The following is a 26,360-nucleotide window of genomic DNA, read 5'->3' as shown; positions in this document are numbered from 1 at the left end:
TCGACGAGAGCTGAATAACGGAGGGCCTTGTGGACATCGATCTCGCACTTCTGAAGACGATCGAACGCGAGAAGGAGATCCCCTTCGACGAACTCGCGCGCATCATCGAGCAGGCGATCCTCACCGCCTACGCCAAGCACATCTCGCCCTCCGGCGAGATCCCGGCCGGTGCGCGGGCCTCGCTCGACCGCAAGACCGGTCACGTGGGCATCTTCACCCCGGTCACCGACGACGAGGGCGCCGTCATCGGCGAAGAGGAGCAGGCGCCCGATGACTTCGGCCGCATCGCCGCCTTCGCCGCGAAGCAGGTCATCAGCCAGCGTCTGCGCGACATCGCCGACGACGCCGTGCTGGGGGAGTTCCGCGGCAAGGAGGGCGACATCGTCGCCGGCGTCGTGCAGCAGGGCCCGAACCCCCGCATGGTGCACGTCGATCTCGGCACGGTGGAGGCGATCCTCCCGCCCGAGGAGCAGGTCCCGGGCGAGACCTACCCGCACGGCTCGCGTCTGCGCGTGTACGTGACCAGTGTCGCCAAGGGCAACAAGGGCCCGCAGATCACCGTCTCGCGCACGCACCCGGGTCTGGTGCGCAAGCTCTTCGCCCTCGAGGTGCCCGAGATCGCCGCGGGCCTGGTCGAGATCGTCTCGCTCGCTCGCGAAGCCGGGCACCGGTCCAAGATCGCCGTCAAGGCGAACGATCCGACGGTGAACGCCAAGGGCGCCTGCATCGGCGAGCTCGGACGCCGCGTGCGCGCGGTGACCGAGGAGCTCGCCGGCGAGAAGATCGACATCATCGACTACGACGCCGAGCTGCCGCGCTTCGTCGCGAACGCGCTGTCGCCGGCGAAGGTCACCTCGTCGTTCGTGCTCGACGCCTCGACCAAGGCCGTCCGCGCCCTCGTCCCCGACTACCAGCTCTCGCTCGCGATCGGCAAGGAGGGCCAGAACGCCCGCCTCGCCGCGAAGCTCACCGGCGCCAAGATCGACATCCAGCCGGACAGCATCCTCGAAGACAACTGAGGGTCAGATCGTCCGGGCGACCGTGAGGTGTAAGATGGAACCCGTACGAACGTGCGTCGGATGCCGCGCACGCGCCCCCCGATCATCGCTTCTGCGTGTGGTCGCCGACGGATCGGTCCTCGTCGCAGACGAGCGAGCGGTGCTGCCGGGCCGGGGAGCGTGGGTGCACGAGACGGACGCGTGCGTGAGCAAAGCCCTCACGCGTCGCGCCTTCGTACGAGCATTGCGTGTGTCAGGCCCGCTTGACACGCAGACCTTCGAATCAACCCTCCAGCGAAAAGGCTGAACGGCTATGGACACGAAGTGAACGGCTCGAAATGAGACCCGTCCGCAACTAGCGGTCTGCCCTGTCCGGGGTAGGCCCTCAGACAGGAGAATTGTGGCAAAACCACGCGTGCACGAGATCGCTTCCGAGCTCGGCGTCGACAGCAAGGTCGCGCTTGCGAAGCTGAAGGAGCTCGGCGAGTTCGTCAAGAGCCCCTCATCCACCATCGAGCCCCCCGTGGCTCGTAAGCTCCGCGCCGCCCTCGCGGCCGAGGGCTCGTCCGGTTCGTCGAGCGCCACGTCGGCCGCCCCCGCGGCGCGCCCCGGCGCCGGCGCCCGCCCCGGCCCCGCCCGTCCGGCGGCCACCCCCGGTGCCCGTCCCTCGGGCCCCACCCCCGGACCGGCCAAGCCCGCCGCCCCGGCGGCTCCCGCTGCCGCCCCGGCTCCCGCGCCATCCGCCCCGGCCGCTCCGGCTCCCGCAGCGTCGACGCCCGCCCCCTCCGCCCCGGCCAAGCCCGGTGCGAAGCCCGCGGCTCCGTCGTCGGCCCCCACCCCCGGTGCCGGTGCGCCCAAGCCCGGTCCCAGCTCGCCCCCGCGTCCCGGTGGTGCGCGTCCGGGCAACAACCCGTTCGCCTCCTCGCAGGGCATGGGCCAGCGTCCCGCCGGTCCCCGCCCGGGCAACAACCCGTTCGCGTCGGCGCAGGGCATGGGCCAGCGCCCGACCCCGGGTAACATCCCGCGCCCGCAGGCTCCGCGCCCCGGCGCCCCGCGTCCCGGTGCCCCGCGCCCCGGCGGTGCCGGTCGTCCCGGTGGTGCCGGTCGTCCCGGCGCTCCGTTCCAGCAGCGTCCCGGCGGTCCCGGTCGTCCCGGCGGCGCCGGTGGCGGCTTCCAGCGCCCCGTTGGCGGTGCTCCCGGTGGCGGTTTCGCCGGTCGTCCCGGTGGCGGCGGTGGCCGTGGTCGTGGTCCCGGCGGTGGTACCGCGGGTGCCTTCGGCAAGGGCGGCGGCAAGTCCAAGCAGCGTAAGTCGCGTCGGGCGAAGCGGCAGGAATTCGAGATGCGGTCGGCGCCGGTCGTCGGCGGCGTCAACGTCTCGAAGGGCAACGGCGAGATCATCCGCCTGCGCCGCGGTGCCTCCATCGCGGACTTCGCGGACAAGCTCGAGGCCCTGCGCGGCTACACCGTGCAGCCCGGCACCCTCGTGACCATCCTGTTCAACCTGGGTGAGATGGCCACCGCGACCGAGTCGCTCGACGAGGCGACCTTCGAGGTCCTCGGCGCCGAGCTCGGCTACAAGATCCAGATGGTCTCGCCCGAGGACGAGGACAAGGAGCTCCTCGAGGGCTTCGGTCTCGACCTCGACGCCGAGCTCGAGGCCGAGAGCGAGGACGATCTCGAGATCCGTCCTCCCGTGGTCACCGTCATGGGCCACGTCGACCACGGTAAGACGCGACTGCTCGACGCCATCCGCCAGACGAACGTCGTCGCGGGCGAGGCCGGCGGTATCACGCAGCACATCGGTGCGTACCAGATCTGGACCGAGCACGAGGGCATCGAGCGCGCGATCACCTTCATCGACACCCCGGGTCACGAGGCGTTCACCGCCATGCGTGCCCGTGGTGCGCAGGTGACCGACATCGCGATCCTCGTGGTCGCGGCCGACGACGGCATCATGCCCCAGACGGTCGAGGCGCTGAACCACGCCCAGGCGGCGAACGTGCCGATCGTGGTCGCGGTCAACAAGGTCGACAAGCCCGACGCCAACCCGGCCAAGGTGCGCCAGCAGCTCACCGAGTACGGTCTGGTCGCCGAGGAGTACGGCGGAGACGTCATGTTCGTCGACGTCTCGGCCCGACAGAACCTCAACATCCAGGCCCTCCTGGATGCGGTGCTGCTCACCGCCGACGCCGGTCTGGACCTCACGGCCAACCCGAACAAGGCGGCCCGCGGTGTCGCGATCGAAGCGAAGCTCGACAAGGGTCGCGGTTCGGTCGCCACGGTGCTCATCCAGTCCGGAACGCTGCGCGTCGGTGACGCGATCGTCGCCGGCACGGCCTACGGCCGCGTCCGCGCGATGATGGACGAGAACGGCGAAGCGGTCGAAGAGGCCTACCCGTCGCGTCCCGTGCAGGTGCAGGGTCTCAACTCGGTTCCCCGCGCCGGCGACGTCTTCATCGTCACCGAGGAAGACCGCACCGCGCGTCAGATCGCCGAGAAGCGCGAGGCCGCCGAGCGCAATGCCCAGCTGGCCAAGGCCCGCAAGCGCATCTCGCTCGAGGACTTCACCCGCGCTCTCGAAGAGGGCAAGGTCGAGTCGCTCAACCTCATCATCAAGGGCGACGTGTCGGGTGCCGTCGAGGCGCTCGAGGAATCGCTGCTCAAGATCGAGGTCGACGACAGCGTCCAGCTGCGCATCATCCACCGCGGTGTGGGTGCGATCACCGAGTCGGACATCAACCTGGCCACGATCGACAACGCGATCGTGATCGGCTTCAACGTGCGTCCCGACACGAAGGCCCGCGAGCGTGCCGCCCGCGAGGGTGTCGACGTGCGGTTCTACTCGGTCATCTACAACGCGATCGACGACGTCGAGCAGTCGCTCAAGGGCCTGCTCAAGCCGGAGTTCGAAGAGGTGCAGTCGGGTGTCGCCGAGATCCGCGAGGTGTTCCGCTCCTCGAAGTTCGGCAACATCGCCGGTGTCATCGTGCGGTCGGGAACGATCACGCGCAACGCCAAGGCCCGCGTCATCCGCGACGGTGTCGTGCTGGCCGACGGCCTGGCCATCGAGTCGCTGCGCCGCTTCAAGGACGACGTCACCGAGGTCCGCACGGACTTCGAGTGCGGTATCGGCCTGGGCAAGTTCAACGACATCCAGATCGGTGACGAGATCGAAACCACCGAGATGGTCGAGAAGCCGCGAGGCTGATTGTCGTGCGGGGGTCGCGCCTTTGGGTGCGGCTCCCGCTTCGGCCTGCGGGGGTGTGCATCTCCCCGAGCAGAGCGGGGCCCCTACCCCGATGCTCGTGGAGATGCACACCCCCTCCGGCCTACGCTGGTGCGGCTGCCCGTGACGGGACTCCCGCCCGGCGATGAGCCACGGGGGCACTCGTACTCGCGGCGGTATGTGAAAGAAGGAGAAGGCAGTGGCAGGGGAACGACAGGCTCGAGTGGCGGACCGCATCCGCGTGGTGCTCGCCGAACGCCTCGAGAAGGGGCTGCGCGACCCGCGGCTCGGATTCGTCACCATCACCGACGTGCGGGTCACGGGTGACCTCCAGCGCGCCTCGGTGTTCTACACCGTCATGGGCGACGAGGCGCACCGCGCCGACACCGCCGCGGCGCTCAAGTCCGCGACCGGCATGCTGCGCAGCGAGGTCGGCAAGCACCTCAACACGCGGCTCACCCCGTCGTTGGAGTTCATCCTCGACGGCATCCCCGAGAACGCCGACCACATCTCGGCGCTGCTGCGCGAGGCGCGCGAGCGCGACGAGTCGGTGGCGGGTCTCGCCGCGTCGGCCGCCTACGCCGGCGAGGCCGACCCGTACGTCAAGCCGCGCGACCTCGACGACGACGATCTCGACGAGGACGACGACCTCGACGAGGGCGATCTCGACGAGGACGGAGAAGCCGCGCGGATCTGATGCCGCGTGTGAAGAGGCCGGATGCCACCCCGAGCGGGTCGCATCCGGCCTCTTCGTCATTCCGGGTGGGCCGCGAGCCCCCGATCAGGACGTCGGGTGCCCCGGCAGGCGCAGGTGCTCGTCGATCGCTTCGGCCAGGCCGTCGGCGAGGAGCGAATCGATCGCGCGGTCGCGCTGTACGGCGTCCGGCCACGTCGGAAGCACGGCGAACAGCGGCACCGACGCCGGCGCGGCCTCGCGAAGGGTCTTGAGCACGGCACCGCGCGCCTGTCGGTCGCTGCCCTCGTAGGTCGCCTGTTTGCGGCGGCGGTCCTCGGACTCGGGGTATCCCGCCGCCCGCCACGCGCACCGCGCGGCCAGGGGGCACGCGTCGCACCGCGGTGATCGCGCCGTGCACACGATCGCACCGAGCTCCATGGCGGCGGCGTTCACGATCGCGGCCTCCGCGATGTCGTCGGGGAGTTCGGCATCCATCCGCTCCAGGTCGCGACGGTGCGGCGGGCCGGGTTGCGCGCGTCCCTCGACCGCGCGGGCGAGCACGCGACGCGTGTTCGTGTCGACGACCGGATGCCGGTCCCCGTACGCGAAGACCGCCACCGCGCGCGCGGTGTAGTCGCCGATGCCGGTGAGGGCGAGCAGAGCCTCGACGTCGCGGGGGACGACCCCGTCGTGACGGTCGCGGATCTCCACCGCGGCGCGGTGCAGCCACAGCGCGCGGCGCGGGTAGCCGAGGTTCGCCCACTGGGTCACCGCGTCGCCCGGGGGAGAGGCGGCGAGATCGGCCGGGGTGGGCCAGCGGGTCAGCCAGGCCTCGAGGTGCGGGATGACGCGCGCGACGGGGGTCTGCTGGAGCATGAACTCGCTCACGAGGGTTCCCCAGGCGCCGAAGCCCGCGCGTCTCCACGGCAGGTCGCGCGCCGCGCCGCGGTACCAGTCGATGAGAGGCGCGGCGAGTCCTGGCATCCCTCCAGCCTACTGTCGCGGGAACGCCGGGGTGCCCCGACGCAGACCTCGGTCGCGGGCGGGACAGGGACCGGGGTCTGCGGACGGCGATCTCGCGGGGCGGGCCGCGGCGAGGAGGGCTGGTGTCGGTGGGCGAAAGTAGGCTGGAGGCATGGCCTCGACCGAGAACACCGTCCCCGAACTGCAGCGGAGCCTCCGCGACCTGATGCGGCAGAACAGCCGCGCGGGTCGAGTGGTGGTGGCGGTCGACGCACTCGACGCCGACTCGGCTGGATCGTTCGCCGACGCCTTCGCCGCGGCGGTCGGTGAGGAAGGCACCGCGGTGGTCCGCGCGTCGCTCGCCGACCACGCCGACGACGTCCGCGAGAGTGTCGTCGCGCCCTTCCGCGCCGGTGAGCCGGTCGGCGACTCCGCGGGGGCACCGGCCGACGCGGTGCTCGTCGTCTCCGGGCGCTTCCTGCACGCTCCCGAGGTGCGCGGGCTGTGGAACTTCTCGATCTGGCTCGAGAGCAACCCGCCGATCGGCGCCCCGCGACCCGAGCTGCCCGATGCCGAGAAGCGTTACCTGCGCACGGTCCGGCCGAAGGCGGCGGCCTCGGTCATCGTCGAGAACTCCGACCCCGCCCACCCCGTCCAGGTCTTCGGAGACTTCTGCTGATGGTGCGCCCCGGCATCCTCCTGGTCGACAAGCCGGGAGGCATCACCAGTCATGACGTCGTGTCGCGCGCGCGACGCGCGTTGGGCACGCGCAAGATCGGTCACGCCGGCACTCTCGATCCGATGGCGACGGGGCTGCTCGTGCTCGGCGTCGAGGGCGCGACCCGTCTGCTCACCTACATCGTGGGCGCCGACAAGACCTACGAGGCGACGATCCTCCTCGGGGTGTCGACCGACAGCGACGACGCCGACGGGGTCGAGACCGAACGCGCGGATGCCGACGCGGTCGCGGCCGTGACGGATTCCGCGATCCACAAGGGCATCGCCGCTCTCACCGGCGAGATCGACCAGGTGCCGAGCACCGTGTCGGCGATCAAGGTCGACGGACGCCGCGCGTACGACCTCGCGCGCGCGGGGGAGCAGGTGGAGCTGAAGTCGCGCCGGGTCACCGTCTCGCGCTTCGACGTCCACGCCACGCGCCGCGGGCAGGGGTCCATCGAGCTCGACGTGGTCGTGGACTGCACGAGCGGCACGTACATCCGCGCCCTGGCGCGCGACCTCGGCCGGGCCCTCGGCGTGGGCGGCCACCTGACCGCCCTGCGTCGCACGCGCATCGGGGCGTTCGACGTCGCCGGCGCGGCGTCGGTCGACGACCTCGCCGAAGACGCCCTGATCGAGCCCGCCACCGCCGCCGCGGTCGTCATGGGAGCGATCGCGGTGGGCCCCGACGAGGCGCGCGACCTGCGTCACGGCAAGCGCATCGACGGCGGGGGGCGGCTGACCGGCGCCGTCGCCGCCGCGATCGATCCCGACGGGCGCCTCGTCGGCGTGGTCGAGAAGCGCGGTACGCAGCTGAAGAGCGTCATGAACATGCCCGAGGAGAGTGTCCGATGATCCTGTGGTTCACGCTCGTGCAGGTGGGGATCGCGGTGCTCGCGGGCGTCGTCGCCGTCGGTGCCGGTCTGATCGGCCGGCGGCCGGGAGACGTCACGGTCGGATCACTCGCCCTCATCGAGCTGCTGCTGATCGTGCAGATCGTCGTGGCGATCATCGCGCCGTTCGCGGGCAACCTGCCCTCGGGGAGCCTGCTGGAGTTCTGGACCTACCTCGTGTCGGCGGCGCTCGTGCCGATCGCGGGCGTCGCGTGGGCGCTGCTCGAACGCAGCCGGTGGAGCACCGTGGTCATGGGTGTTGCCGCCCTCGCGGTCGCCGTGATGGTGTGGCGCATGCACGTCATCTGGACGGTGCAGCTCGCCTGAGGGGTGCGGGGGATGCCGCGGCTCGAGGCGGCGCGGTGGTCCCGGTCCCTTCGACAGGCTCGGGGACCTGTGCGGGAGGTGGCTGAGCTCGTCGAAGCCACCGAGGGCGGCGCGGTGGTCCCGGTCCCTTCGACAGGCTCAGGGACCTGTGCGGGAGGGACTCACGGACCTGGGCGGGAGGGGGCTGAGCCTGTCGAAGCCACCCGGGCCGGATCCGGCGCCCACGGTCGCTGCCGCGCCGCTCGGTCGCGGCCGCGGCGAACTAGAATCGAGGGGTCATGGCATCCACCACTCCTACCCGTTCCCGGGGGATGACCGGCATCGGCCGTGTCCTCGTCGTCGTCTACGGCATCATGGCGCTCGCCGCCACGGGTCGCTCCTTCGTGCAGATCGTGCGCGAGTTCGACGACGCCCCGCTGGCGTACTCGCTGTCCGCCCTGGCCGCGGTCGTCTACATCCTCGCGACCCTCGCGTTGGTCTTCTCCGCGCGCCCCGCCTGGTACCGCGTCGCCTGGGTCGCGATCGGCTTCGAGCTGGTCGGCGTGCTGGCGGTCGGCACGCTGAGCCTGGTGCTGCCGGCGCTGTTCCAGCACCCGACCGTGTGGTCGGTGTACGGATACGGCTACCTCTTCATCCCGCTCGTGCTGCCCTTCCTCGGACTGTGGTGGCTCGTGCGGCACCGCCGGACCACGTCGTGATCGTCTTCCGCGACCCCGCTGAGGTTCCCGCCGGCTTCGGTCCGACCGTGGTGGCGATCGGCAAGTTCGACGGCGTGCACACCGGCCACCGCGCGGTGATCGACCGCGCGCGGGTCGACGCGTCCGACGGTGCGCGCGTGGTCGCCGTGACCTTCGACCGCAATCCCCTGCGCGTGCTGCGTCCGGAGAAGTGCCCCGCCGACGTCATCGGACCGCACCAGAAGCTCGACCTGCTCGAGCGGGCCGGGGTGGATGCCACGCTGCTGCTGACCTTCGACGACGCCCTGGCGGCGATCCCGGCGGAGGAGTTCGTGCGCGGCATCCTCGTCGACGCCCTCGACGCCCGCACCGTGCTGGTCGGGCGCGACTTCCGGTTCGGCGCCGGGGGAGCGGGCGATCCCGCGCTTCTCGAGCGCATGGGAGCGGAGCACGGTTTCCGCGTCGACGTCGTCGACGACGTCCGCGCCGTGCACGCCGACCGGCGCGTGTCGTCCACGTGGATCCGCGAGGCGCTGTCGGCGGGCGACATCTCGACGGCCGCGCGCCTGCTGGGTCGTGCTCCCTCGGTGTGGGGCGAGGTCGTGCACGGACTCAAGCGCGGGCGCGAGCTGGGGTATCCCACCGCGAACCTGTCGCCCGACCTCGAGGGCTTCGTGCCCGCCGACGGCGTCTACGCCGGGTGGCTGGTCGACGTCGACGGGGCGCGGCGCACGAGCTATCCCGCCGCGATCAGCGTCGGCACCAATCCGACCTTCGACGACGTGAACGCGCGGCAGGTCGAGGCGTACGTCATCGACGAGACCGGGCTCGACCTCTACGGCCATCACGTCGAGGTGCGCTTCGTCGAACGCGTGCGCGGGATGACGGCGTTCGACGGCATCGACGCGCTCATCACCCAGATGGCCGACGACGTCGAGCGCTCGCGCGCGATCCTGCGCTGAGCAGCAGGGGCGCAGGGCACACGCGTCGCCACGTGGGGCAGGCGTCGCCACGCGGCACGGACGTCGCCACGCGTCGCGGGCCGTCGCGGGGCGGTGATCGCGGCCCCGAGGCGACCCGCGTCCGCGCCGCCCCGACCGCCGCGGAGGTCAGTCCTGCCGCGACAGGCGATTGCGGATGCCGAGGAACGACGCCGCGGCCCCGAGCGCCATCAACGCGGCGGTGAAGATCGCGGCCCGGTGGAATCCGTCGAGATCCAGCGATCCGCCGACCACGGCGGAGACGGCGGCGATCGCGAGAAGACCGGCGACGCGCGAGACGGCGTTGTTGACCGCGGAGGCGATGCCGGAGCGCTCGGAGTCGATCGCGCCGAGCACCGCGGCGGTCAGAGGGGAGACCGTGGCGGTCAGGCCCAGGCCGAACACGATGACGCCGGGCAGCACCTGCGTCCAGTAGTCGAAGTCGTCGCCGACGAGCAACAGGAGCAGCGCGCCGGCGGCCATCACGAGGGGGCCGATCGTCATGAAGAGTCGTGGCCCGAGACGCCCCGACAACGCGCCCATGCGAGAGCTCAGGACGATCATGAGGACGGTGCTCGGAAGCGATGCGAGCCCCGCGAGGGTCGCCGGCAGCCCGGCCCCCTGCTGCAGGTACACGCTGAGCACGAAGCCGTTGAGCGACAGCGCCGCGTAGACGAACACGGTGGCGAGATTGCCCGCCCAGAAGTTGCGCGCCCGGAAGAGGTCCAGAGGCATCATCGGTTCGCGCGCCGTCTTCTGACGCACGAGGAAACCCGAGAAGGCCAGGATGCCGATGATCCCCGGGAGCCAGATGACGGGGGAGGCCCACCCGAGGTTGGGCTGCTCGATGAGGGCGAACACGATGCCGCCGAGGCCGGCGGCGCACAGGACGGCGCCGAGGATGTCGACGCGCGCGCCGGGGCGGCGGTGGTCGCGATGGCCGAGCCGGGTCAGCAGCCACATCGTGACCCCGATGGGGAGGACGTTGACGAGGAAGACCAGCCGCCACGACAGGGTGTCGACGAAGACCCCGCCGATGAGGGGGCCCGCGAGCATGGCGACGGTGGTCGCGCCGGTCCAGATGCCGATCGCGCGCGCCTGCGCGGCACCGCGGAAGGTCGAGGTGATGAGGGCGAGCGAGCTGGGCACGAGGAGGGCGCCGGCCACGCCCTGAAGAGCCCGGGCCACGATGAGGAACTCCGCGGTGGGGGCGGCGGCGATCGCGAGGGAGGTGACGCCGAAGCCGATGAGGCCGATGCGCAGGACGACGACCCGCCCCAGGACGTCGCTGAGCGAACCGGCGACCAGGATGAACGCCCCCAGCGTGACGAGGTAGGCGTCGACGACCCACTGCTGCGTGCTCAGCCCGCCGCCCAGGTCGGCGGCGATGGCCGGGAGGGCGACGTTCACCACCGTGCCGTCGAGGAACGACACGAACGAGGCGAGGACCGCGACCGCGAGCACGGTGCGCTGCTCGCGTGTCATCGTCTCGGCCATTCCCCCAGCGTAGGGTCGGTCGGTCGGGGGCGGGGCGGCGTGCGAGGAGCCGCTTGCGCCGCGACCCTACGGGCGCGTCCGCGGGGCATCGACCCGGGGACGCGATCACGGCTCGGACGTGGTGCAGGAATACCCCCTGGGGGTATCCTGTTGAGGACGGGGTGACCGGAGGAGGAGCCATGAGCGACCAGACGGATGCCGCACCGACCGCCGAGGCGGTGCTCGACATCGACGGGATGACGTGCGCGAGCTGCGTCGCGCGCGTCGAGAAGCGCCTGGGGCGGGTCGAGGGCGTGGAAGCGGCGGTCAACCTCGCGACGGAGACCGCGCGGGTGCGCTACCCCGCCGACCTCGACACGACGGCCCTGGTGGATGCCGTGCGCGCCGCCGGCTACGACGCCCGCGTCCGCACCCGCACCTCCACCCCGCCGCCCCCGGTGCCCGTGCCCGCCCCCGGGGGAGCGGTGGATGCCGTGACCGGGCGCGATCTCGCCGCGACCGCCGCGCAGCCCGACGGTGCCGCCCCGAACGCGCCGGGCGCCTCCGCGCCCGCGCCGGCGGGTACTCCCGCGCACGCCTCCGCCGCGCAGGCTGCCGATGCGCACGCCCCCGACGCGCCAGCCCCCGACGCGCACGCCGACTCCGCGAACGCGCCCTCCGGGCACGTGCACGACACGACCGATGCGCCCGGCTCGACCCCCCTGCGCGTGCGCCTCTGGGTGTCGCTCGGCCTGGCGGTTCCCGTGGTGGCGCTCGGCATGGTCCCGGCCTGGCAGTTCCCCGCGTGGCAGTGGGTGTCGCTGGTGCTCGCGACTCCGATCGTCCTGTGGGGCGGGTGGCCCTTCCACCGCGCCACGTTGCGCAACGCGCGGCACGGCGCCGCCACGATGGACACCCTCATCACCCTGGGCACCTTCGCCGCCTACCTCTGGAGCGTCTGGGCGCTCGTCTTCGGATCGGCCGGGCGGATCGGCATCCGTCACGAGGTGATGCTCTTCGGGCCGGTGCACGACGCGACCTCCGTAGTCTACTTCGAGGTCGCCGCCGCGGTCACCGTCTTCCTGCTGCTCGGGCGCGTCATCGAGCAGCGCTCCACCCGCCGAGCCGGGGCGGCGCTGCGGTCACTGCTCGACCTCGGCGCGCGGGAGGCCGAACTCGTCGACGGGCGTCGCATCGACATCGCGCAGCTCACCGTCGGTGACGAGTTCGTCGTGCGCCCCGGGTCCACCGTCGCCACGGACGGAGAGGTGCTCGAGGGGAGCGCCTCGGTGGACGAGAGCATGCTGACCGGGGAGTCGGTCCCGGTCGACGTGGGTCCCGGATCGACCGTCACCGGCGGCACCATCGCCTCGGGCGGACGGCTCGTCGTGCGTGCGACGGGGGTGGGCGAGCAGACGCGTCTTGCGCGCATCGCCCGTCTCGTCGAGGACGCGCAGCTCGGCAAGAGCCGCGTGCAGCGCCTCGCCGACCGCATCTCGGGCGTCTTCGTCCCGGTCGTGATCGTGCTGGCCGTGCTGACCCTCCTCGGCTGGCTCCTCGCCGGGCAGCCGCTGTCGGCCGGCTTCACCGCCGCTGTCGCGGTGCTCATCATCGCCTGCCCGTGCGCGCTGGGCCTGGCCACCCCGATCGCGATCCTCGTCGGTACCGGCCGCGCGGCCCAGCTCGGCATCCTGGTGACGGGACCCTCGGCCCTGGAATCCGCGGAGCGCATCGACACGATCGTCCTCGACAAGACCGGCACTCTGACCGCCGGACGCATGAGCGTCGCGAACATCACCGCCGCCGACGATCAGGACGCCGAGGAGGCCCTGCGTCGGCTCGCCGCGCTCGAGCGCGCGTCGGAGCACCCCGTGGCGCACGCGATCGTGGCGGCGGCGGCCGATGGACCGGTGGCCCGTGACGTGGAGGCGCTGCCCGGCCGCGGGATCGTCGGTCTCGTCGACGGCATCCGCGTGTTCGCGGGGCGTCCCGCCCTCGCCGCCGACCTGGGGGCGCCGCTGCCGGTGGCGCTCGCCGCGGCCGTCGAGGAGGGGGAGCAGCGCGGAACCGTCGTGGTGGCGGGATGGGCCGACGCCGACGCCGACGGCGCGATGCGTGCACGCGTCGTGGTCGAGGTGGCCGACACGGTGCGCCCCGAGAGCGCCTCCACCGTCGCCCGCCTGCGCGAGATGGGTCTCGAGCCGGTCCTGCTCACCGGCGACAATCCGCACATCGCGCGCGCCGTCGCCGACGAGCTCGGCATCGAGACGGTGCGCGCGGGCGTCCTGCCCGAGGGCAAAGTCGACGAGATCGCCGCGCTCCGGGCCGCGGGGCGCACCGTCGCAATGGTCGGCGACGGGGTCAACGACGCCGCCGCCCTGGCATCCGCCGACCTGGGCATCGCCATGGGAGGGGGGACGGATGCCGCGCTCCACGCGAGCGACGTCGCCCTCATGCGCGACGACCCGCGCGGCATCGTCATCGCGGTGGCCCTGAGCAGGCGCACGATGCGCGTGATCCGCGGCAACCTCTTCTGGGCCTTCGCGTACAACGTGGCGGCTCTGCCGCTGGCGGCCCTGGGGCTGCTGAACCCGATGCTCGCCGGAGCCGCGATGGCGTTCTCGAGCGTCTTCGTCGTGCTCAACAGTCTGCGGTTGCGGCACGCGGCCTGAGCGGCGCCGACCGGCGAAGTGCGCGGATCGTCCACGACCGCGCGTCTTCGCCGTCGGTCCGGGGGCGAAAGCCGCTAGAATGATCTCGATCCCGCCATCCGCCCCAGTCGTGAACCGTTCCGGTCGACGCGCTCTCGGGCCACAGGCACCGCCGCTTCGGCGGCGTGCCGGGTGATGTTCCCCGGGGTCACTGATCCACCGGCCTCGCGCCGGAACGTTCCGGACTACTTCCGGACGACACGCTCAGGAGGAGCATGCCGACCACGGCAACCGCCGCCCGTAGCTCGAGCCAGCGGCGCAGGAAGACCACGTCATCCCGACGCGACGACGAAGCACCCGTCATCCCGATCCTCGCCCGCAAGGTGCGCGAGGTCGAGGCGAAGGCGCAGCGCGGCAAGCTCGGGCCAACCAACCGCGTCAAGTTCCAGGTGATCGCGTTCCTCGTGCGCGAGGAGCGTGCGCGGGTGAAGGCCGACACCGAGATCACCGACGCCGCCCGCGCCGAGCTGCTCAAGCGCCTCGACGGCGTGGCGACGATCCTCGCGAAGACCGCCGCGCGCGACACCTCGCTGATCCAGCTGCTCGAGGTCGACGCGGCCACCTCGCCGGTCGCCCGCCGCATGCGTCGCGACTGGCTTCTCGAGTCCGGCGCCGAGCTGCCGCCCGACGAGCTGATCATCACCGACAACACTCCGAAGATCACCCCGGTCGTCTCCGCGGCTCTCGCCGACAAGCAGGTCGTGCCGGCATCCATCGAGGCGCGCCAGATGGCGAACCCGTTCCGCGCCCCCGATCTCACGCCGCGCCCCAGCGGAGACGCCCCGCGCCGCCGCCTCGACGGCTGGGAGCTCATGGGCCCGCTCTACAAGGCGTTCGAGACCGGCGCCGGTGGGTCGGCCGCGAGCATGGAGTTGCCGCCCGTGCCCGAGTTCGACCGGCTCTCGCCGCGCGGGCTCGAGGTCATGCCGCATCAGTCGCGCTTCCTCGAGGCCGTGCGCCTCGGCCACCGAGAGTTCCTCCTCGCCGACGAGCCGGGCCTCGGCAAGACCGCCGAGTCGGTGCTGGCGGCATCCGTCGCCGACGCCTACCCGCTGCTGGTCGTCGTTCCCAACGTCGTGAAGATGAACTGGGCGCGCGAGGTCCAGCGGTGGACGCCGCAGCGCCGCGCGACCGTCATCTCCGGCGGCGGCGCCGACATCGACGCCTTCGCCGACGTGTTCATCGTCAACTACGAGATCCTCGACCGCCACCTCTCGTGGCTTTCGTCGATCGGTCTCAAGGGCGTCGTCGTCGACGAAGCGCACTTCATCAAGAACCTCACGTCGCAGCGTTCGCAGAACGTGCTGGCTCTGGCATCCCGGGTGCGCGAGCAGACGCGCGACCCGCTCATGCTCGCCCTGACCGGAACCCCGCTGATCAACGACGTCGAGGACTTCGACGCGATCTGGCGCTTCCTCGGCTGGACCAACGGCGAGAAGCCCGGCCCCGAACTGATGGAGAAGCTGGATGCCACCGGCCTGACGCCCGCCGACAAGGCGTTCTACCCCGAGGCGCGCGAGGCCGTGATCTCGATGGGCATCGTGCGACGCAAGAAGAAGGACGTCGCCGCCGATCTGCCCGACAAGCTGGTCGCCGACCTGCCCGTCGAGCTGGACGACGAGTACGGGCGGTCGATCCGTCAGGCCGAGCGCGAGCTCGGCGCCCGGCTGGCCGCGAAGTACCGCCGCATCATCGAGGCGCGCGGCGACCGCGGCCTCGCCGCCGGCGAGATCGACGACGACATCGTGCGTCTGGTCGCGCACGGCGAGCTCGAGGAGTCGAAGGCCGCGGGATCGGGCAGCGAGAACGTCTTCACGATGGTGCGCCGCATCGGTCAGGCCAAGGCCCACCTCGCCGCCGACTACGCCGTTCAGCTGCAGCGCTCGGTGGGCAAGGTCGTGTTCTTCGCCAAGCACATCGACGTGATGGATGCCGCGGAGGCGCACTTCAAGGCCTCCGGTCTCAAGGCCGTCTCGGTGCGCGGCGAGCAGACCTCGACCGCCCGTCAGGCGGCCATCGACGCCTTCAACAGCGACCCCGACGTCGGCATCGCGGTGTGTTCGCTCACCGCCGCCGGTGTCGGCCTCAACATGCAGGCCGCCTCCAACGTCGTGCTCGCCGAGCTGTCGTGGACCGCGGCCGAGCAGACGCAGGCGATCGACCGCGTGCACCGCATCGGCCAGGAGGAGCCCGTGACCGCGTGGCGCATCATCGCCGCGCACACGATCGACACGAAGATCGCCGAGCTCATCGACTCCAAGGAGGGCCTCGCCCAGCGCGCCCTCGACGGACAGTCGGTCGAGCCGGGTTCGAGCGACTCCGTGCAGCTCTCGGCGCTCATGCACCTGCTGCGTCAGGCGCTCGGCAAGGTCTGATCCGTCGCCCTCGAACGCCCCGGCCCTGTGCCGGGGCGTTCGCGTGTCGTCGTGAGAACAGGCCGTTCGACGAGAACAGGCCGTCACCGGCTGAAGCTGCCTGTTCCCGTCGCACGCCCTGCTTCCGTGACGCCGGCTCCGCGGAACGGGTGCCGCCGCGGCATCCGGTGTGCTCGTCTCGCCGGGCATGGCGCAGAGTCAGGCGCACCACGGCGTCGGGGTTCCGGCATCCTTCGCCCCTCCGTCACCGTGTGGCAGCGTTCCCGCCCGCGGCGATAGGGTCGAAGACGGCAACGGCGCCGACCCTCCACCCGAATCACAGCACCAGAGGACTCTGCCCATGAAGATCGGCATCCTGACCAGCGGCGGCGACTGCCCCGGTCTCAACGCGGTCATCCGTGGCGTCGTGCTGAAGGGCACGACCAACTACGACATCGAGTTCGTGGGCATCCGCGACGGCTGGCGCGGAGTCGTCGACGGCGACTTCTTCCCCCTGACGCGTCACGAGGTGAAGGGCCTGTCCAAGGTCGGCGGCACCATCCTCGGCACGAGCCGCACCAACCCGTACGAGGGCGTGCGCGGCGGCGCCGAGAACATCTCCAAGACGATGTACGGGCACCGGCTCGACGGCATCCTGGCCATCGGCGGCGAAGGTACCCTGGCCGCGGCCGACCGCCTGTCGAAGGACGGCATCAACGTCCTCGGCGTGCCGAAGACGATCGACAACGACCTGCGCGCGACCGATTACTCGTTCGGCTTCGACACCGCCGTCAACATCGCGACGGATGCCATGGACCGCCTCCGCACCACCGGCGACTCGCACCAGCGCTGCATGGTGGCCGAGGTCATGGGCCGCCACGTGGGCTGGATCGCGCTGCACGCGGGTATCGCGGCGGGCGCTCACGTCATCTGCATCCCCGAGGTGCCGATGTCGATCGACGAGATCGTCGAGCAGGTCACTCGCGCCCACGACCGCGGTCGTGCCCCGCTCGTCGTCGTTTCCGAGGGCTTCAAGCTCAAGGGCATGGACGAAGCGTTCAGCGACAAGGGTCTCGACGCCTTCAACCGTCCCCGCCTCGGCGGCATCGGCGAGCTGCTCGCCCCCGAGATCGAGCGCCTTACCGGCATCGAGACCCGCGCCACCGTGCTCGGTCACATCCAGCGCGGTGGTTCACCGTCGGCGTTCGACCGCGTGCTCGCGACGCGCCTCGGTCTGCACGCCGCCGACGCCCTGAACGAGGGCGCCTGGGGTCAGATGGTCGCCATGCGCGGAACCGACATCGTGCGCGTGCCCTTCGCCGACGCCCTCGGCGAGTTGAACAGCGTCCCGCTGTACCGCTATGAAGAGGCCGCGGCGCTGTTCGGCTGAGCCAGCCGCTTCGACGCCCCGTCCCGCCTCGCGCGGGGCGGGGCGTCGCTGTGCGCGGCGAGTGAGCGCGGTGAGCGTGTGCGGCGTATGAGGCGGGCAGTGTGAGGGATGCACGCGCAGCGTGGGACGCACGCGCAGCGTGGGATGCGCGGGCAGCGTGGGATGAGCGGGCAGGCGTGGGATGCGCGGGCAGGCGTGGCAAGCGTGCGCCGTGTCCCCGCGGCCTCGTCCCACATATGGCGGTGCGTGTCCCACTTATGGCCGGTTCAGGTGCTCTGAACCGGCCATAAGTGGGACATGGTCGGGGCGGCGGCGGCTGAGAGGCGTCCTCCACAGGTGCAGAGCAGGCGGAAGGGCTGTGGAGAAGGCTGACGCACGGGTCAGCGGTCGGGATCCTGGAGCATGACCCGCCGCCAGCCCCTGCCGGACGACCTGCCCGACCGATTCCACGTAGCGCAGGCCCTGGAACGGGGTGCGAGCAGGACCCGGCTCCGCGCATCCGACCTCGTCACGCCCTTTCATGGCGTGCGGTCTCGCCCGACCGGCGACCAGAGCATCCTCGAGAGGTGCCGGGCCTATGCGCCCCGCCTCGCCGACGGGCAGTTCTTCAGTCACGAGACGGTGTTCGCCCTGCGCGGTCTCAGCACACCGGAGTGGCCGTACACGCCGCGCCTGCACGTGTCGGCGCACCGCCCCGCGCGTGAGCCCCGCACCCGTGGTGTCGTCGGTCATCGCCTGCAGACCCGGGAGCCGGCCATCGAAACCGGACCCGAGGAGATGCCGATCGAGAACGCCGTTCGCGCATGGCGGCAGTGCGGCCGGCTGTGGCGTCTCGACGACCTGGTCGCGGGCGCCGACGCGCTCCTCGCCGGGCGAAGACCGCTCGCCACCGCCGCCGACCTGGATGCCGAGATCACCCTCATGGGGGATGTCCGGGGCGGCATCCTCCGAAGGGCGCTCGCTCTCGCCCGCCCGGGCGTGAGGTCACCACGCGAGACCCACCTGCGGCTCCTCCTCGCGCGCCACGGACTTCCGGAGCCCGGCGTCAACGAGGACATCTTCTCGGCTCGGGGAGAATTCGTCGCGGAGATCGACCTCACCTTCGAGGCGTGGCGTGTCGCCGTCGAGTACGACGGCCGCGTGCACGCGGAGGATCCGCGGCAGTTCGCTCACGACGCAGATCGCTGGGCCGCAATTCGCGACGCGGGGTGGGATCACGTCCGCATCCTGAGCCACCACCTCCGCGGAGACGGCGCAGCCGCGGCGTCCCTCGTGCGCGCCGCGTTGCTCAGAGCGGGCTGGCGGCCCGGTCAGTGACCCCTTGTCCCACTTATCGCTGGTTGAGGGGCTCGCAACCGGCCACAAGTGGGACGAGCACCGTCATGAGTGGGACATGCCGCAGCCGCCGCGACCGCGCAGCCGCCGCGACCGCGCAGCCGCCGCGGCCGCGCAGCCGCCACGACCGTTCACCTACCGTGGCCGCGCCGCCGCTCCTACTCCGCCAGCCCCAGCACGTCCAGCAGCCACGCGAGCTCGAACGCGCGCTCGCGCCAGGCGTTGTAGCGGCCGCTGACGCCGCCGTGGCCGGCGACCATCTCGCACTTCAGCATCGCGTCGGCTCCGACCTCGCGCAGGCGCTGCACCCACTTGGCCGGCTCGACGTAGAGCACGCGCGTGTCGTTCAGGGACGTGACCGCGAGGATGCGGGGGTAGGCGACGCCGTCGCGCACGTTCTCGTACGGCGAGTACGACTTCATGTAGGCGTAGACGTCGGCGTCGTGCAGCGGGTCGCCCCACTCGTCCCACTCGATCACCGTGAGCGGCAGCGACGGGTCGAGGATCGTGGTCAGCGCATCGACGAAGGGCACGTCGGCCAGGATGCCGGCGAACATCTCGGGTGCGAGATTGGCCACCGCGCCCATGAGCAGGCCGCCGGCGCTCCCGCCCTCGGCGACGATGCGGTCGGGTGTCGTGTAGCCCTCCGCCACGAGGTGGCGGGCGGCGGCGACGAAGTCGGTGAACGTGTTGCGCTTGGCCTGCAGCTTGCCGTCCTCGTACCACTGGCGACCCATCTCGCCACCGCCGCGCACGTGCGCCACGGCGAAGACGACTCCACGGTCGAGCAGCGACAGTCGCGGAACCGAGAAGCCGGGTTCGATCGAGTGCTCGTACGAGCCGTACCCGTACAGGTGCACGGGGCGCGCTTCCGTGCCGGGCTCGCCGAACGAGCGTTTCCAGACGAGCGACACGGGCACCTGCGTCCCGTCCTCGGCGGGCGCCCAGACGCGCGCCTGTCCGTAGTCGGAGGGGTCGAAGCCGCCGAGCACGGGCTGGCGCTTGCGCAGGAGCAGTTCGCCGGTGTCGATCACGTAGTCGAAGACGGTGCCGGGCGTCACGAACGAGCCGTACCCGAGGCGCAGCATCGGCGGCGCCCACTCCGGGTTGCCGCCCGTGCCGACGCTGTAGAGCGGCTCGTCGAACGCGATCTCGGTGACGGCCCCGTCGGTGTACGACAGCATGCCCAGGCGCGCGAGCCCGTCGCGGCGGTACGCCACGACACCCCAGTCGCGGAACGTGTCGACGCCGAGCAGACGCTGCCCCGTGCGGTGCGCGATGACCGTCTCGCGCGGCCCCTGAGGGGCGGATGCCGGCACCCGCACCAGTTCGAAGTCGAGGGCGCCGTCGTTGTGGAGGATGTAGAGCACGTCCTCGCCGTCGACCACGGCGTGCGAGCTGGAGTACTCCACGCCTTCCGTGCGCGGCCACACCACGCGCGGCTCGCCACGGAGGTCGTCGGCGTCCACCAGCCACTCCTCGCTCGTGATGGAGGAGCCCATCTCGATGACGAGGTATTTGTCGCTGCGGGTGAAGTCGGCGCCGACCCAGTAGCGGTCGTCCGGCTCGTGGAACAGCTTCACATCGGCATCCACGCCCGTCCCGATCTCGTGCAGCCACACGGTGTCGGGGCGCCACGCGTCGTCGACGGTGGTGTAGACGATGAAACGGCCGTCGGGCGAGAACGTCGCGCCCGAGAAGGTGCCGGGGATCTCGTCGGCGAGCGTCTCGCCGGTCGCCAGGTCGCGCACGCGGACCGTGTAGCGCTCGTCTCCGGCGACGTCGATGCCGTACAGCATGCGCGTGCCGTCGTTCGAGATCTCGAAGCTCCCGAGCGAGAAGAAGTCGGTGCCCTCGGCCTCGACGTTGCCGTCGAACAGCACCTGCTCGCCCGGGACAGGGCGGTCGGGGGAGAGGGTGGGCGGCGTCCAGTCATCGGGGGAGTCCAGCGGGGCGCGGCACTGGATGCCGTACTGCGCGCCCGCGACGGTGCGTCCGTAGTACCACCAGTCACCGCGGCGGGCGGGGACCGAGAGGTCGGTCTCGAGCGTGCGGCCCTTGATCTCGCCGAAGATCGTGTCGCGCAGACGCGAGAGGTGAGCGGTGCGCGCGGAGGTATACGCGTTCTCGGCCTCGAGGTGGGCGACGACCTCGGCGTCGTCCTTCGCGCGCAGCCATTCGTAGGGATCGTCGAAGGTGTCGCCGTGGTGGGTGCGGGCGATCGGACGGCGGTCGGCGACGGGAGGGGTGGGCTGCGGGTCGAGGTCGGTCACCGTTCCACGCTAGTGCGCCGCCGCGGCATCCGGCCGAAGACGCCGACGGATGCCACCCGCCCGCGCCGCCGCGCGTTTGACCCTCACAGGTCCGAATGAAAGGATGTCGTCGCGTCTTTCGGTGAACGAGAGATCAACGCCAGGTGAACTCTTCGTTCGTCACGCCGATCCCGTCGGCATCCCTTCCTCCTTCTCACGGAAAGCGAACGGTGGAGAGCGCAGCCCTCATCATCGTGCTGGTCATCGCGCTGGCACTGTTCTTCGATTTCACCAACGGGTTCCACGACACCGCGAACGCGATGGCCACGCCCATCGCCACCGGTGCGCTGAAGCCGAAGGTGGCCGTCCTTCTCGCCGCCAGCCTCAATCTGGTGGGCGCGTTCCTGTCGACCGAGGTCGCCAAGACGATCTCGGGCGGCATGATCCGCGAGGATCAGCTGAGTCCCGACATCTTCCCGCCCATCATCTTCGCGGGTCTCATCGGCGCGATCACGTGGAACATGCTCACGTGGCTGCTGGGCCTCCCCTCCAGCTCCTCGCACGCGCTCTTCGGCGGCCTGATCGGCGCGACGCTCGTCGGCGTCGGCGCCTCGGCCATCGACACCGGGGTCGTGCTGAGCAAGGTGATCCTCCCGGCCCTCATCGCCCCGCTCACGGCCGGCCTGATCGCCTTCGTCGTGACGAAGATCGCCTACGGCGTCACGCGTCGCTACGACGCGAAGGCCGACGGCCGCGACGGCTTCCGCTGGGGCCAGATCTTCACGTCGTCTCTCGTGGCCCTCGCCCACGGCACGAACGACGCGCAGAAGACGATGGGCGTCATCACCCTCGCCCTCATCACCGTCGGGTGGCAGTCCACCGCCGACCCCGACCCGCAGCTGTGGGTCGTCTTCGCCTGCGCGATCACGATCGCCCTGGGCACCTACATGGGCGGGTGGCGCATCATCCGCACGCTCGGCAAGGGCCTCACCGACGTCAAGCCCGCCCAGGGCTTCTCGGCCGAGACCTCGACGGCGGCGACGATCCTCGCCTCGAGCGCCCTCGGTTTCGCCCTGTCGACGACGCAGGTGGCATCCGGGTCGGTCATCGGGTCGGGCCTGGGACGCCGCGGCTCGACCGTGCGCTGGAACACCGTCGGCCGCATCATGATCGGCTGGGTGCTGACGCTGCCCGCGGCCGGCGCGGTGGGCGCCGCCGCCGCCCTCATCGTCGTGTGGCTCGGTGGGTGGGGCGTCGCCGTCGACGCCGTCATCGCCGTCGTGATCGTGCTGGGCCTGTTCCTGCGCTCGCGCCGTGACTCCGTCACCTCCGCGAACGCGATGAGCGAGGTCGCCGATTCCGGCGCCGCCGTGAAGGTGCCGCGCAAGCCCGGACCCACGCGCCGCCAGCGCCGCCTCGAGCGCGAGAAGGCCGGGAAGGACGCCTGATGCTCATCAACTGGGGAGCCTTCCTGCAGGTCTTCGCCGCCGCCCTCATCGGGGCGTCGGTGGTCGTCACCTTCTACGCCCTCGGGCTGCGCCTGCTCGTGCGCGGCGGTCGACCGCCGCTGGTCGCGCCCGCGGAGTTCACCGACGCCATCACGGTGCTCACCGACAAGCAGCGCCGCCGCGCCGAGAAGGCCGTCGCCAAGGCCGCGAAGAAGAACCCGCTCAGCGACGGGCAGAAGCGCCTGTCGCTCGTGGGCGCCTACGTGTGCTTCGCCGTGTGCGCGGCGGCCGTGCTGGGTGCGCTGCTGCTGATCCTCTTCAACCACTGACGCCCGCAACCCGGTCCGACTCCGCGGGGGGTCGGTTCCGGATGCCGGACCCTCGGCGCGGCCGGACGCGATCCCGTACGCCGGGGTCGCCGGTCGTCCCGCGCGGTGACGGACGGGGCACCCCGCCCGGCCTGCCGATGCCGGAACCCCCTCCTAGGCTGTGGGCATGGCATCCGTGCAGTTCGGTCAGCATGCGCCCGCCGCGCGCGTCATCCTCCACCTCAGCGATACGCACCTGCTCGGTGGGGAGCGCCTCCTCGGCGGCCGTTACGACACGGCCGCGCACCTCCGTCGCACGCTCGCCGCGGCCGAGGAGACAGGGGTCCGACCGGATGCCGTGGTCTTCACCGGCGACCTGACCGACCTCGGCGAGCCCGAGGCGTACCGTGCCCTGCGGGAGGCGGTGGAGCCCTGGGCGGAGCGCCTGGGGGCGCCGGTGGTGTGGGTGGCGGGCAATCACGACGAGCGGCCCGCGATGCGCTCCGAGCTCCTCGACGCCGAGGCCACCGAGGATCCGATCACGAGCGTGCACGACCTCGACGGCTTGCGGCTGATCGCGCTGGATTCCACCGTGCCCGGCTGGCACCACGGCGACCTCGACCCGGCGCAGCTCGCATGGCTGCGGGCCGAACTGGCGACGCCCGCCCCGCGGGGGACGATCCTCGCGCTGCACCATCCGCCGCTTCCCACCCACATCCCCTTCTTCGACATCCTCGAGCTGCGCGATCAGGCGGGCTTGGCCGAGGCGATCTCGGGCAGCGATGTGCGCGCGATCCTCGCGGGCCATCTGCACTACTCCACGTCGGGTACGTTCGCGGGGGTGCCCGTGAGCGTCGCCGCGGCATCCTGCTACACGATGGACCTCGCCCGACCGGCCGACGCCGTCAACGGGATGGATGCCGGGCGGTCGTTCCATCTCGTCCACGTGTGGGACGACACGATCACCCACGCCGTCGTCCCGGTGGTCGACGCGGAGGCGACGGGGTACTTCACGCCCGAGTGGACGGCAGAGATGGCAGCGCTCAGTCCGCAGGAGCGACTCGAGGCGTTCTCGCGCAAGCGTGCGATCGGGCAATAGACGCGGCGGACGGTACCGATCCGACGACCGGCCGCCGTGTCCAGCGACCGCTCCGCCCGCCGTGGTTAGGCTCGTGGCATCCCTGCTCGCCGTGACACCCACGAGGACCCCCACATGGCTTTGGACGCAATGACGCGCACCCGTATCGAGACCGACTCCCTGGGATCGATGGAGATCCCCGCAGACGCGTATTGGGGGATCCACACGGCTCGGGCCCTCGAGAACTTCCCCATCGCGAAGCGCCCGATCTCGGTCTACCCCGACCTCGTGAGGGCCCTCGCGATGGTCAAGCAGGCCTCGGCCCGGGCCAACCGTGAGATCGGCGTGCTCGATCACGCGAAGGCCGACCTCATCGACCGGGCGGCGCAGCGCGTCATCGACGGCGAGTTCCACGACGAGTTCACCGTCGGCGTCATCCAGGGCGGCGCGGGCACGTCGACGAACATGAACGCGAACGAGGTCATCACCAACATCGCGCTCGAGATGGCCGGTCGCGAGAAGGGCGACTACGCGTTCCTCTCGCCCATCGACGACACCAACCGCAGTCAGTCGACGAACGACGTCTACCCGACCGCGATCAAGATCGGCCTGTCGCTCACGCTCCAGAGCCTGCTCGAGGAGCTCGCGCTGCTGCGCCAGTCGTTCCTGGCGAAGTCGGAGGAGTTCCACGACGTGCTCAAGGTCGGCCGCACCCAGCTGCAGGATGCCGTGCCCATGACGCTCGGGCAGGAGTTCCACGGGTTCGCCACCACGCTCGGCGAGGACTACAACCGCCTCACCGAAAACGCCTACCTGCTCTTCGAGATCAACATGGGCGCCACCGCGATCGGCACGGGCATCACCGCCCGCTCCGGCTACGCGGGGGCGGTGCTGCGGCACCTGCGGGAGATCACCGGCCTCGACCTCGAGACCGCCACCGACCTCGTGGAGTCCACGAGCGACACGGGCGCCTTCATGTCGTTCTCGTCGTCGCTCAAGCGCAACGCCGTGAAGCTGTCGAAGATCTGCAACGACCTGCGCCTGCTCTCGTCGGGTCCGCAGGCGGGCCTCGGGGAGATCAACCTCCCGCCGCGCCAGGCGGGCTCGAGCATCATGCCCGGCAAGGTCAACCCGGTCATCCCGGAGGTCGTGAACCAGGTCGCCTTCTCGGTCGTGGGGGCCGACATGACGGTCACCATGGCGGTGGAGGGCGGTCAGCTGCAGCTCAACGCCTTCGAACCGGTCATCGCCCACTCGATCTACCAGTCGATCACCTGGATGCGCCAGGCGATGTGGACCCTGCGCGTGAACTGCGTCGACGGCATCACGGCCAACCGCGAACGCCTGGGCGCGATGGTCGGCTCATCGGTCGGCGTCGTGACCGCCCTGACGCCCTTCATCGGGTATGCGGCGGCCGCGGCTCTGGCCAAGACCGCGCTGCTGACGCACCGCAATGTCGCCGACCTCGTGGTGGAGGCGGGCCTGATGACCCGCGAAGAGGTCACGAAGCAGATCTCGCCGGCCCGTCTGTCGGGCCTGCAGGCCGTGACCGCGGCGATCCCGATCGTGCGCGCCGCCGACAGCGTCGTGGAGGACTGAGGCCGGGTACGGCGCCCGCGCCGGGTCGCGGCATCCGGAGGAGCTCCCGGATGCCGCGTCAGTCGAGGATGCGGCAGTGCGTGGTCAGCTCGCCGATGCCGTCGATGCCGACGGTCACCGTGGAGCGGTCGCGCAGGAAGATCTGCGGGTCGCGGGAGTAGCCGGCACCGCCCGGGCTCCCGGTGGAGATGAGGGTGCCCGGCAGCAGGGTCACCGACTCCGACAGCTTGTTGATCAGCGTCTTCACCGAGCGCACCATCTGGCCGGTGCTGGCATCCTGCACGGTGTGTCCGTCGACCACGGTCCAGATGTGCAGGTCCTGCGGGTCGGGAATCTCGTCGGCCGTGACCACGAACGGACCGGTCGGGGTGAAGCCGTCGAACGACTTGCACCGCGACCACTGCGCCTCGGAGAACTGGATGTTGCGCGCGGTGATGTCGTTGACGACCGTGTAGCCCCACACGTGGTCGAGGGCGTCGGACTCGGGGATGTCGCGGCCGGGCCGGCCGATGATGACCCCGAGTTCGGCCTCGTAGTCGACGGCTTCGCTGAGCGCCCGGGGCCACGACGTGGTCGACTCGTGCGCGGTGAGCGAGTTCGGCCACAGGACGAACACCGTCGGGCCCGCGTCGGTCTTCAGTCCCAACTCGCCCGAGTGCGCGGCGTAGTTCAGTCCCACCGCGAGGATCGACGGGGGAGCGAGCACGGCCGAGGCGAAGCGGATGCCGGCGAGGGGCTGCCGCGGGGCGGTCGCACTGGCCCCGCGCACGCGGTCGAGGAGGGCGTCACCGCCGGCGATCAGCTGCTCGAGCGTGGCAGGGGCGCCGTCGAAGAGCTCGTCGACGAACGAGAACTCCTCACCGTGGACGCTGACGAGACGGGGGGCTTCCGCCCCTTCCTGAGACCGGACGTGGGCGAAACGCATGCCTCCACGCTACCGGCCCGCGCCCCG

Annotated in this window: 21 protein-coding genes; 17 read left to right on the top strand and 4 right to left on the bottom strand. The window is 71.3% G+C overall.

All coding sequences use genetic code 11. The annotated features are described in order from the left end of the window. The first annotated feature begins 29 nt into the window (after positions 1-29). The 4 genes from nusA (at position 30) to rbfA (ending at position 4,921) form a co-directional block, all read left to right on the top strand. A complete protein-coding gene (gene nusA, locus ACFZA2_RS01370) occupies positions 30-1,019 on the top strand; it encodes a transcription termination factor NusA (RefSeq protein WP_363392692.1) in 990 nt (329 codons plus the stop codon). A 34-nt stretch (positions 1,020-1,053) separates the two neighbouring features. Then, positions 1,054-1,305: a YlxR family protein gene (locus ACFZA2_RS01365; protein WP_363392689.1), complete on the top strand. Its 252-nt coding sequence runs from the start codon at positions 1,054-1,056 to the stop codon at positions 1,303-1,305. Positions 1,306-1,398: 93 nt separating this feature from the next. Then, positions 1,399-4,206, top strand: coding sequence for a translation initiation factor IF-2 (gene infB / locus ACFZA2_RS01360; protein WP_391399604.1), 2,808 nt, complete (start codon positions 1,399-1,401; stop codon positions 4,204-4,206). A 217-nt stretch (positions 4,207-4,423) separates the two neighbouring features. Further along, positions 4,424-4,921 (top strand): 30S ribosome-binding factor RbfA, encoded by a 498-nt coding sequence (gene rbfA, locus ACFZA2_RS01355; protein ID WP_391399601.1) that lies wholly within the window; start codon positions 4,424-4,426, stop codon positions 4,919-4,921. Between the two features lie 84 nt (positions 4,922-5,005). On the opposite strand, the gene ACFZA2_RS01350 is transcribed toward rbfA, so the two are convergent. Further along, a complete protein-coding gene (locus ACFZA2_RS01350; protein WP_391399598.1) occupies positions 5,006-5,884 on the bottom strand; it encodes an A/G-specific adenine glycosylase in 879 nt (292 codons plus the stop codon). A gap of 151 nt (positions 5,885-6,035) precedes the next feature. Between ACFZA2_RS01350 and ACFZA2_RS01345 the strand changes: the two genes are divergently transcribed. The 5 genes from ACFZA2_RS01345 (at position 6,036) to ACFZA2_RS01325 (ending at position 9,439) form a co-directional block, all read left to right on the top strand. Then, positions 6,036-6,542 carry a hypothetical protein gene (locus ACFZA2_RS01345; RefSeq protein ID WP_391399595.1) on the top strand — a complete coding sequence of 169 codons (507 nt, stop codon included), beginning with the start codon at positions 6,036-6,038 and terminating at the stop codon, positions 6,540-6,542. Beyond that, on the top strand, positions 6,542-7,435 hold the full coding sequence (gene truB / locus ACFZA2_RS01340; protein ID WP_391399592.1) for a tRNA pseudouridine(55) synthase TruB: 894 nt from the start codon (positions 6,542-6,544) through the stop codon (positions 7,433-7,435). The genes ACFZA2_RS01345 and truB overlap by 1 nt, the downstream gene beginning before the upstream one ends. Then, positions 7,432-7,800, top strand: a complete 369-nt coding sequence (locus ACFZA2_RS01335; protein ID WP_391399589.1) for a hypothetical protein — start codon at positions 7,432-7,434, stop codon at positions 7,798-7,800. The genes truB and ACFZA2_RS01335 overlap by 4 nt, the downstream gene beginning before the upstream one ends. A 278-nt stretch (positions 7,801-8,078) precedes the next feature. Then, a complete protein-coding gene (locus tag ACFZA2_RS01330; RefSeq protein ID WP_391399587.1) occupies positions 8,079-8,498 on the top strand; it encodes a hypothetical protein in 420 nt (139 codons plus the stop codon). Then, positions 8,495-9,439, top strand: coding sequence for a bifunctional riboflavin kinase/FAD synthetase (locus ACFZA2_RS01325; protein WP_391399584.1), 945 nt, complete (start codon positions 8,495-8,497; stop codon positions 9,437-9,439). The genes ACFZA2_RS01330 and ACFZA2_RS01325 overlap by 4 nt, the downstream gene beginning before the upstream one ends. Positions 9,440-9,586: 147 nt before the next feature. On the opposite strand, the gene ACFZA2_RS01320 is transcribed toward ACFZA2_RS01325, so the two are convergent. Then, a complete protein-coding gene (locus tag ACFZA2_RS01320) occupies positions 9,587-10,954 on the bottom strand; it encodes an MFS transporter (protein ID WP_391399581.1) in 1,368 nt (455 codons plus the stop codon). Between the two features lie 179 nt (positions 10,955-11,133). On the opposite strand from ACFZA2_RS01320, the gene ACFZA2_RS01315 reads away from it, so the two are divergent. The 4 genes from ACFZA2_RS01315 to ACFZA2_RS01300 all read left to right on the top strand — a co-directional run bounded on the left by ACFZA2_RS01315 (position 11,134) and on the right by ACFZA2_RS01300 (position 18,705). Further along, entirely contained in the window at positions 11,134-13,605 is a 2,472-nt protein-coding gene (locus ACFZA2_RS01315; protein WP_391399578.1) for a heavy metal translocating P-type ATPase, read from the top strand. 254 nt (positions 13,606-13,859) lie between these two features. Continuing rightward, positions 13,860-16,019 (top strand): DEAD/DEAH box helicase, encoded by a 2,160-nt coding sequence (locus tag ACFZA2_RS01310; RefSeq protein ID WP_391399575.1) that lies wholly within the window; start codon positions 13,860-13,862, stop codon positions 16,017-16,019. 340 nt (positions 16,020-16,359) lie between these two features. After that, positions 16,360-17,388 carry a 6-phosphofructokinase gene (locus tag ACFZA2_RS01305; protein ID WP_298875050.1) on the top strand — a complete coding sequence of 343 codons (1,029 nt, stop codon included), beginning with the start codon at positions 16,360-16,362 and terminating at the stop codon, positions 17,386-17,388. 402 nt (positions 17,389-17,790) lie between these two features. After that, entirely contained in the window at positions 17,791-18,705 is a 915-nt protein-coding gene (locus ACFZA2_RS01300) for a hypothetical protein (RefSeq protein ID WP_391399571.1), read from the top strand. A gap of 176 nt (positions 18,706-18,881) precedes the next feature. Here ACFZA2_RS01300 and ACFZA2_RS01295 read toward each other — a convergent pair whose 3' ends face one another. Continuing rightward, complete coding sequence (locus ACFZA2_RS01295; protein WP_391399568.1) at positions 18,882-20,996, bottom strand: S9 family peptidase; 2,115 nt, start codon at positions 20,994-20,996, stop codon at positions 18,882-18,884. Positions 20,997-21,205: 209 nt separating this feature from the next. On the opposite strand from ACFZA2_RS01295, the gene ACFZA2_RS01290 reads away from it, so the two are divergent. The 4 genes from ACFZA2_RS01290 (at position 21,206) to ACFZA2_RS01275 (ending at position 25,408) form a co-directional block, all read left to right on the top strand. Beyond that, a complete protein-coding gene (locus ACFZA2_RS01290; RefSeq protein WP_391399565.1) occupies positions 21,206-22,423 on the top strand; it encodes an anion permease in 1,218 nt (405 codons plus the stop codon). Continuing rightward, a complete protein-coding gene (locus ACFZA2_RS01285) occupies positions 22,423-22,752 on the top strand; it encodes a peptidase (protein ID WP_315993126.1) in 330 nt (109 codons plus the stop codon). Before ACFZA2_RS01290 ends, ACFZA2_RS01285 begins: the two co-directional genes overlap by 1 nt. A 166-nt stretch (positions 22,753-22,918) precedes the next feature. Next, on the top strand, positions 22,919-23,830 hold the full coding sequence (locus ACFZA2_RS01280; RefSeq protein WP_391399562.1) for a phosphodiesterase: 912 nt from the start codon (positions 22,919-22,921) through the stop codon (positions 23,828-23,830). Between the two features lie 114 nt (positions 23,831-23,944). Continuing rightward, positions 23,945-25,408: an aspartate ammonia-lyase gene (locus tag ACFZA2_RS01275; RefSeq protein ID WP_391399559.1), complete on the top strand. Its 1,464-nt coding sequence runs from the start codon at positions 23,945-23,947 to the stop codon at positions 25,406-25,408. A gap of 58 nt (positions 25,409-25,466) precedes the next feature. Here ACFZA2_RS01275 and ACFZA2_RS01270 read toward each other — a convergent pair whose 3' ends face one another. Then, on the bottom strand, positions 25,467-26,333 hold the full coding sequence (locus tag ACFZA2_RS01270; protein WP_391399556.1) for a fumarylacetoacetate hydrolase family protein: 867 nt from the start codon (positions 26,331-26,333) through the stop codon (positions 25,467-25,469). Positions 26,334-26,360: the final 27 nt, after the last annotated feature.

Origin of the sequence: Microbacterium sp. NPDC007973, from assembly GCF_042958465.1 — a bacterium.
GTDB lineage: Bacteria > Actinomycetota > Actinomycetes > Actinomycetales > Microbacteriaceae > Microbacterium > Microbacterium galbum.
Note: the sequence above shows the minus strand (reverse complement) of the source record. Positions and strands in the feature narration are given on the sequence as shown.

Bases quoted from the DNA above. Each gene is read 5' to 3' on its own strand.
- ACFZA2_RS01365 (WP_363392689.1), top strand. From the start codon at position 1,054: ATGGAACCCGTACGAACGTGCGTCGGATGCCGCGCACGCGCCCCCCGA.
- ACFZA2_RS01350 (WP_391399598.1), bottom strand. From the start codon at position 5,884: ATGCCAGGACTCGCCGCGCCTCTCATCGACTGGTACCGCGGCGCGGCG.
- ACFZA2_RS01345 (WP_391399595.1), top strand. From the start codon at position 6,036: ATGGCCTCGACCGAGAACACCGTCCCCGAACTGCAGCGGAGCCTCCGC.
- truB (WP_391399592.1), top strand. From the start codon at position 6,542: ATGGTGCGCCCCGGCATCCTCCTGGTCGACAAGCCGGGAGGCATCACC.
- ACFZA2_RS01335 (WP_391399589.1), top strand. From the start codon at position 7,432: ATGATCCTGTGGTTCACGCTCGTGCAGGTGGGGATCGCGGTGCTCGCG.
- ACFZA2_RS01330 (WP_391399587.1), top strand. From the start codon at position 8,079: ATGGCATCCACCACTCCTACCCGTTCCCGGGGGATGACCGGCATCGGC.
- ACFZA2_RS01320 (WP_391399581.1), bottom strand. From the start codon at position 10,954: ATGGCCGAGACGATGACACGCGAGCAGCGCACCGTGCTCGCGGTCGCG.
- ACFZA2_RS01315 (WP_391399578.1), top strand. From the start codon at position 11,134: ATGAGCGACCAGACGGATGCCGCACCGACCGCCGAGGCGGTGCTCGAC.
- ACFZA2_RS01310 (WP_391399575.1), top strand. From the start codon at position 13,860: ATGCCGACCACGGCAACCGCCGCCCGTAGCTCGAGCCAGCGGCGCAGG.
- ACFZA2_RS01305 (WP_298875050.1), top strand. From the start codon at position 16,360: ATGAAGATCGGCATCCTGACCAGCGGCGGCGACTGCCCCGGTCTCAAC.
- ACFZA2_RS01300 (WP_391399571.1), top strand. From the start codon at position 17,791: ATGACCCGCCGCCAGCCCCTGCCGGACGACCTGCCCGACCGATTCCAC.
- ACFZA2_RS01285 (WP_315993126.1), top strand. From the start codon at position 22,423: ATGCTCATCAACTGGGGAGCCTTCCTGCAGGTCTTCGCCGCCGCCCTC.
- ACFZA2_RS01280 (WP_391399562.1), top strand. From the start codon at position 22,919: ATGGCATCCGTGCAGTTCGGTCAGCATGCGCCCGCCGCGCGCGTCATC.
- ACFZA2_RS01275 (WP_391399559.1), top strand. From the start codon at position 23,945: ATGGCTTTGGACGCAATGACGCGCACCCGTATCGAGACCGACTCCCTG.
- ACFZA2_RS01270 (WP_391399556.1), bottom strand. From the start codon at position 26,333: ATGCGTTTCGCCCACGTCCGGTCTCAGGAAGGGGCGGAAGCCCCCCGT.